Annotated in this window: 4 protein-coding genes and 1 pseudogene; 3 read left to right on the top strand and 2 right to left on the bottom strand. The window is 55.1% G+C overall.

The window, feature by feature from the left end; translation table 11 throughout:
• From PAT3040_RS25435 to PAT3040_RS25425, 3 genes and pseudogenes are all read left to right on the top strand, one after another.
• Nucleotides 1–559: pseudogene (locus tag PAT3040_RS25435) on the top strand (carbohydrate-binding domain-containing protein); the annotation flags it as partial.
• Between the two features lie 635 nt (nt 560–1,194).
• The gene (locus tag PAT3040_RS25430; RefSeq protein ID WP_108994883.1) at nt 1,195–2,217 is read left to right on the top strand and encodes an ABC transporter substrate-binding protein; all 1,023 of its coding nucleotides are present in this window, start codon (nt 1,195–1,197) and stop codon (nt 2,215–2,217) included.
• Between the two features lie 118 nt (nt 2,218–2,335).
• On the top strand, nt 2,336–4,012 hold the full coding sequence (locus PAT3040_RS25425) for a helix-turn-helix domain-containing protein (protein WP_108994882.1): 1,677 nt from the start codon (nt 2,336–2,338) through the stop codon (nt 4,010–4,012).
• A 994-nt stretch (nt 4,013–5,006) separates the two neighbouring features.
• Here PAT3040_RS25425 and PAT3040_RS25415 read toward each other — a convergent pair.
• Both PAT3040_RS25415 and PAT3040_RS39005 read right to left on the bottom strand, forming a co-directional pair.
• Nucleotides 5,007–6,701, bottom strand: coding sequence for a M3 family oligoendopeptidase (locus PAT3040_RS25415; protein ID WP_108994880.1), 1,695 nt, complete (start codon nt 6,699–6,701; stop codon nt 5,007–5,009).
• A gap of 102 nt (nt 6,702–6,803) precedes the next feature.
• On the bottom strand, nt 6,804–7,452 hold a 649-nt coding region (locus PAT3040_RS39005; protein WP_258235150.1), incomplete at its 5' end, for a His/Gly/Thr/Pro-type tRNA ligase C-terminal domain-containing protein.

The following is a 7,452-nucleotide window of genomic DNA, read 5'->3' as shown; positions in this document are numbered from 1 at the left end:
CGGCCCGGCGGGCAACGGCAACGGCTCGCTCGACTACGACGGCACGTTCGACATCAGCGGGGGGTTGCTGATCGCGGCGGGCAGCTCCGGCATGGTGCAGGCAACGTCGGAGACCTCTACGCAGCAGTCGATTCTGATGACCTTTCCTCAGTCGCTTCAAGGCGGTACGAATGTGCGTCTGATCGACGGCGACGGCAACGAGATCGCGGCCTTCGCTCCGGAGAAGACGTTCCAATCCGTGTTGTTCAGCTCTCCGGACATTAAGCAAGGCAGCACATACGTCATCTACTCCGGGGACACGAAGATCGTAGAGTTCGAGGTGACGAGCTCAGTCACTTGGGTGAACGAATCCGGCATTACGACCGGTGGCGGCATGGGCATGGGCGGTCCCGGCGGTGGAATGGGCGGCGGGGGCGGCCAGCGCCCGGATCGCGGTCAGCGTCCCGAGGGAGGCATGCAGGGTGGTCAACCGCCAGAGGGCTTCGAGCCGCCGGCTGATGGAGCGGCTCCGCCCGCCGGAGCGGAAGCCCCGGCTGCGGGAAGTCCGCAGACGCAGTAGCGTTGCCGGCAAAATGCATATGATGTAACAATGATTATGGAGCGAAAAGCGGTATAGGCCTTCATTCGTGTACATGAACCGTCAGGCAATCGGCTGGAAATAACAGCTTGTGTCTGGCGGTTTTCTGTCATTATGTCCTCGGAACATAAGCGTGCGATAACAATTGTACGAATATACACAAATATTAGCCCAGAAGCGTTAGTTTTCGGTTTATTTGTGTATATCTACACAAATATTGACTTTGCGGACCCCTGGGCGGGGAGTTTCAACATAAATTTGTGTATAATTGAACAATTTACTTCACGTGGCCGATCTCAGATCATGAATTTGTGTATATATGTACAATTATGCTCGAAGGCTGCTGTTCAAATAGAGGAAAACACAAGTGTGCTCATACTTTCTCTATGCGATTTCGACGAACGAAGGAGACTATAGAAACGGACGCCGTCAGGCGTTTTTCTCACAGAGTGCGCTGCGGCCATAAGATCGCCGGTGTTCGTTGAACTTTCGACTTAAGAGCCCATACGCGCATTTTGTCCAGTTTTTTTGCGGGAAATGTCCATGGATTAAGCGGATGGAGGGGAGTAAGATGAATACGTCGATAATGAGAATGTTTATCAAATGGAGGAATCACGATGTATACCCCTGTACGCCAAAAAAATGGGATCACCCTGCTCGTCCTGCTGCTGACGGCGCTTATGCTGGCCGCTTGCGGATCAAATAACGCGCCTGCCGCTTCGCCTTCCCCATCGCCATCGCAAGAAGCGTCGCCGACGTCGTCGGCGGAGCCATCTCCGTCAGCGGAGTCCGGCACGCGCGAATACGAGGATGCAATGGGGCGCAAAGTCGAAATTCCGACCCGTCCGGAGCGCATTATCGTCCACTATTACGCTTCCGAATTTACGGCGCTCGGCGTTCCAATCGTCGGAACGAACTACCTGAACGCGCAGCTGGTGTTGACGCAAGACCAGCTTGAGGGCATTGAAGACATCGGCGGGGACGGACTTGTGCCAAACATCGAGAAGGTGCTGGCGCTGGAGCCCGACCTGATCGTGGTGCCTGACTTCCTGGAGGCAGCCGACGTGGATGCTCTGGCCAAAGTCGCTCCGACGGTCGTTGTCGCTTATGGAGCTGACGCATTCGAGCATGTTCGCGAGGCGGCTGACCTGGCGGGCAAGCCGGAGCTTGCGGAGGCATGGCAGAAGGGCTATGACGAGAAAGTGGCGAAGCAACGCGAAGTCGTCCAGGCTCATATTAAACCCGGAGAGACGGCATCGGCATTCGTCCTTTACTCGGACAAGAAGCTGTATGTATACAACAAACAACGGCTGGGTCCGACTATGTACGATGCGTTCGGCTTCCAGGTTCCCGCCAAGGTAACGGAGTTGTTCGCAAGCGATCCGTCGCAGCTGTGGGCGGAGATCTCGCTGGAGAAGCTGCCGGATTACGTTGGCGATCGCATCTTCCTGGTAGGTCCAGGCGATGACGAAGAATCCAAAAAGGTGCTTAATGAAGTGTTAAACGGTCCTGTGTGGAGCACGCTTCCTGCAGTGAAGAACAACCAGGCGTATATCGTAGGTTCGCACTGGGCCATGAACGACCCGCTGTCGCTGGAGTGGCTGCTGGACGAGATGGCTGCCGTGTTGACCGCCAAGTAGGACTACGGTTGTTGTTTGGACAATAATAGCCAAGGGCGCAGCTTTACGTTGCGTGACTTGGCTATTTTCGTTATAATCGCATTAATTGATAATCGTTATCACTTGAGGTGGGGTTATAATGCCTGGTATGAATAGAGCAACACCCGCAGCTTTGCCTCCGCAGGTTTATTTGACGGGAATCGCGGCGGAGAGCTACTTCGGCGACCGGGCGTGGTCGCTGGGCGAGGCGGACGAATATACGCTGCTGGCCGCCATGGACGGAGCCGGCCTCATTATCTCCCATACAGACGGCGGGAAGCAGCTTCTGGATCGGGGGCATTGTCTGTTGCTGTCGCCAGGCGCCGAGACGGAGCTCAAAGTGGTTAGCGAAACGGAGCTTAAGGTTTACCTTCTGAAGTTTCTTATTCCAAGCGGCGGCCAAGGTCTGCAGCTGCTTGCAGCAGGCTGTCAGCCGTTTCCGAGCGAGCCCGTGCATCGGCTTGAGATCAGGCTGGCGGAGCTGCTGGGGTTACAAGGGAAGCAGAGCGACGCGAGCTTGCGTTCACCTTTGCCCGGCGCCATTAGCGATAGTAAAGAGAGTAGCGCGGAAGATGCGCTTTTGTCACTCCATCGTCATGTTCGATTTCAGGAGCTGATTTATGACGTATTGTCTGCGAGAAATGCCGCCAAGGCGGTTAAGGATCCGCGTTTGGCGATCGAGCGGACCATCGCTTACCTGGAGAAACATTACGGAGAGGATATCGAGATCGGCGGGCTTGCCGAGCGCGAAGGACTCAGCCGTTGGCGGTTCGAGCGTCATTTCAAGGCGTTGACGGGCCGCTCGCCTCTCGACTATCTGACGGCTTTGCGCATGAATAAGGCCAAGGAACTGTTGTCCCGTCAGGAACGAAGGGTAGGTGAGGTAGCCGCTTTGGTAGGTTATCGCGACGAATATTATTTCAGCCGCAAGTTCAAGCAGGCGTTCGGCATGCCTCCATCCCGTTATGCGCATGGCGGCTGCGGAACGGACCAGCGCATATTCTCCATTCAGTATCTTGGGGAGCTGCTGGCATTGGGCGTGCTGCCGTTCGGCTCCAACAACGCGCTGTTGCGTACGATACCGGAAGCGCCGCGATCTATTCGGGGCGTGGAGGACCTGCCGCAGATTAATCTGCATCAGTTGTCGGGGCTGTCGCCGAACTTAATCCTGTTCCCGAGTTACTTGGATCGGCTCACTGCCGACCAACTGTCGGGGATCGCCGATGCCGTGAAGGTCGATTGGGAGAGCGACGTCTACACGCGTCTGCGCGCCATGGGACGTTTGCTTAAGCGGGAGGAAGAAGCGGAACGCTGGATTGAGCGTTACGAAAAAAAGGCCATTCGAACGAGAGACAGACTGGAGCATTGCGTTCGAGAGGGGGAGACCGCAGCGGCGTTCATCTATCACGACGACGGGCTGTTCGTCTATGCAGGCCACCACTTTGGCCACTCCTTATATCAGGGCATCGGCTTCGAACCGACGGCCGGCGTCCGATCGTTAATGGATCGCGATCCCAACACGAAGTGGAAGCGCATTGAGCCTGTTGACCTGCCTTATTATGCAGGGGATCGCGTCTTTTTTGCCTTGGCCCATTCAGGAAGAATGGCAGAAGCGGGGCGCCGGATGCTGCAGCATCCGGCTTGGCAGGAGTTGCCTGCCGTCCAGGAGGGAAAGAGCTACGTCATGAGCGACGACTGGGCAAATTACAATCCCATTACGCTGGACAAACATCTCGATCATTTGGCACGATGTTTGCAGGTTCGGCGACGGGCTTAAGTCCCTTCATGGAGAGAGCTCCTTGCTTCTGCCGATTCTTACCAGCTTCGTTCCCGAATAGAAAGCTCCAAACGCGAGCAAAGGACCCCAAAGATAATAGTGCAGGACGTAATCGGTACGGCAGAACATGGGAAATTCCTCGCACAATACGACATATCCGCTCTGCGGGAACCCTCTACTTTCTCTATCAGTTTTGCAAGATATTATGGTCATTAGAGATTTGAATTCGGGAGCGGGTTTTATAACCAATGCGGAAAGCGTATTATTGGACTCACTATATGATCAGCTTAGTAACTATCCCCATGATAATATGGTGGAGCCGATAAACGAACTAAGCGCGGAGGAGATCGATAAACTCCTTCAACTAAGGGGAGCCCTGCGGGATGTAGAATGGGGAATCGGATTTTCAAATTCGGGTCATTGGGACTCTTTTATCGAAAAGCTGGAGAAATTGTTGCCGCAATTATAATGGCAGAACAGGCTATCAACGCTTACCTACCAGACCAGCACCACTAGCGAATACGAAAAAACCAGCGGCAATCCAGAACTCATTCGTTCGTGGATGCTGCTGGTTTTTGTTCAAATCCAACGGACAACAGGAGACTGTCGATTCATTGTGGACGGCAGCGAAGTTAAGTAAAGGCTGATCGTAACGGACACCACAGTCGCTATTTCGCAAAAATGGGGCCTGTTCAAATTGTAACGGACACAGACGACCTTACTTCCGTCAAAACCGCATAGAATGGGCGGAAATGCACCAAATAGTGTCATCTGAGTCCGTTAGATTTTCAATATCGCGAAAATGCTGCAAATAGAGGCTTTGAGGTCCGTTAGCGAAAGCAGAACGTATCAGCTCCGTTACTCACAATGAATCGACAGCCTTAACAGCGACCCTATTTCGACGCTTTACCCCGTTTTGGAAATGTAACGGACACCGGTATCCTTATTCAGTCTCAAAATAGGGAAACGTTACTCGAATAGCGCGAATAGGGTTTTACAGAGCCTTGTCGTCCACGCTGTTCAGCCACGCCTCGATAGAGCCGATAACGGACGATACGCAGCCGTCTTCGAACGGCGAGTCGAGTCCTGCTGACTTCGCCAGCTCCGTGAAGGAAAGGCTGCCGCCAAGACGGCACAGACTGAGGTAGTCGTTCCATGCGGCTGTGCTGTCCTCGCGCGACTTTTTCCAGAATTGGAACGCGCAGAGCTGGGCCAACGTGTAGTCGATGTAATAGAACGGCGAGTTAAAAATGTGGGCCTGCTTATGCCAGAAGCCGCCTGCCTCCAGATAGGCGTTGTCGCCGTAATCGCGATGAGGCAAATATTTTTTTTCGATCTCGCGCCACGCTTGTTTCCGCTCAGCCGGCGTCGCGTCCGGATTCTCGTAGACGTAATGCTGGAATTCGTCGACCGTCACGCCGTACGGGATAAAAATCAGCGAGCTGGCGAGATGATGGAAGCGGTATTTGTCGGCATCCTCCTTAAAGAACAGCTCCATCCATGGCCATGTCAGGAACTCCATGCTCATGGAATGGATCTCGCATGCTTCATAGGTCGGGAAGGCATACTCCGGAACGGCGTATCCGCGACTCTCATACACCTGGAACGCATGGCCGGCCTCGTGCGTCAACACGTCGATATCGCCGGAAGTGCCGTTAAAGTTGGAGAAAATATAAGGGGCTTTATGCTCGCTGATATACGTGCAATAGCCGCCGCCTTGCTTGCCTTTTTTTGCGACGAGATCCATCAGCTCGTTGTCCTGCATGAAGCGGAAGAACGCGTCCGTCTCCGGGGACAGCTCCTCGTACATTTTGGCGCCGCCCGCTACGATCCAGTCCGGATCGCCCTTCGGCGTCGCGTTGCCGGACAGGAAAGCCAAATTCTCGTCGTAGTAGAGCAGTTGGTCGATCGCGATACGGTTCTTCTGACGTTCCTTCAGCTTCGTTGCTACAGGAACGATATGGTCCAGCACCTGGCCTCGGAAGTTCGCGACCATCGCCGCGTCGTAATCCGTACGGCTCATGCGCGCGTAGCCGAGCTCTACGAAGCTGTCAAAGCCAAGCTTTTTCGCGATGCGGGTACGCACTTTGACGAGATCGTCGTAGATGCGGTCGAGCGTCGCCTCGTTTTCCGCCATGAAGCCGGAGGAGGCTTCCGCGGCGCGTCTGCGCATATCGCGGTCCGTCGACTGCTGGAACGGACCGAGCTGCGCCAGCGTGCGCTCTTCGCCTTCGAACGGGATCTTCGCGGAGGCGATCAGCTTGGAGTATTCCGTCGACAGCTTGTTTTCCTGCTGGAGATCCTCGATGACCTCGGGGCTAAACGTCTTAAGCGACAGCTCCGCGAGACGGAACAATTGACGTCCCCACTTGGCTTCCAGCTCCGTGCGGTACTTGGAGCCGACAAGCGCCCGGTAGTAGTCCGTCACGAACTCCTGGACGACCGGTCCGTTTTCGTCGAAGAAATCCTGCTCGGCCTTGTAGAACTCGTCGTTCGTATCGATGGAATGGCGAATGCTCGCGATCGTCTGCATCGTATCGAACTCGCTGCGCAGCTTGTTCATATCCGCCATCGCCGCGTCTTGCTTCCCGTAGCTGTCCGATGCCTCGAACGCAGCCAGCAGCTCTTTGAACCTTCCCTCGAACGCCTTCACGTCCGGTCTCTCGTATGTGTACTCGCTAAATTTCATGATTTCGGCACCGCCTTTGTTTGGATTGCAATCCCTCTTCCATTATACCCCAATATCGGAACGGAGACAGAATATCAAATAGATATAACCGTTCGCAACGTGTTAGAGCAACGAGGCCGCCTTGGCGCCGCTTATGCGATCCAGCGCTTCCGCGACCGGTACAAGCCGCTTCTCGCCGGAATGTCGCTCTGCATATTCGACGTTGCCATCCGCGGCGTCTTTGCCTACGACGATGCGAATCGGCATCCCAAGCAGATCGGCATCCTTAAACTTCACGCCGGCACGTTCGTCTCTATCGTCCATCAGCACCTCGATGCCCAAGCTCTGCAACGAAACATACAAATCTTCGGCGATTTGCCGCTGTGTTTCATCCTTGACGGAGACGGGCACGAGATGGACAAGGTACGGAGCGACGGTAGCCGACCAGACCATGCCGCGCTCGTCGTGATGCTGCTCCACGATCGCCGCGACGACACGGGACACCCCGATGCCGTAGCAGCCCATAATGATGGATTGCTCTCTCCCGTTCGCATCCAGATAGCTGGCTCCCAGCGCCTCGCTATATTTGGTCCCGAGCTTAAACACATGGCCAACCTCGATTCCCTTCACGAATTGGAGGCGGCCTTCCCTGCAGCGGGAGCAGACCTCGCCTTCCTTAACGGATCGGAAATCGCCCGAACGTTCGACGGAGAAGTCTCTGCCCGGAACGACGTTGCCGACATGATAGTCGGTTTCGTTGCCACCGGCGATG

Origin of the sequence: Paenibacillus agaridevorans (assembly GCF_003112455.1) — a bacterium.
Classification (GTDB): Bacteria; Bacillota; Bacilli; order Paenibacillales; family Paenibacillaceae; genus Pristimantibacillus; species Pristimantibacillus agaridevorans.
This window is presented reverse-complemented; position numbering and strand designations above follow the sequence as displayed.

Excerpts from the sequence above, each read along its gene's own strand:
- PAT3040_RS25430 (WP_108994883.1), top strand. The coding sequence starts at position 1,195 with ATGTATACCCCTGTACGCCAAAAAAATGGGATCACCCTGCTCGTCCTG.
- PAT3040_RS25415 (WP_108994880.1), bottom strand. The coding sequence starts at position 6,701 with ATGAAATTTAGCGAGTACACATACGAGAGACCGGACGTGAAGGCGTTC.
- PAT3040_RS25425 (WP_108994882.1), top strand. The coding sequence starts at position 2,336 with ATGCCTGGTATGAATAGAGCAACACCCGCAGCTTTGCCTCCGCAGGTT.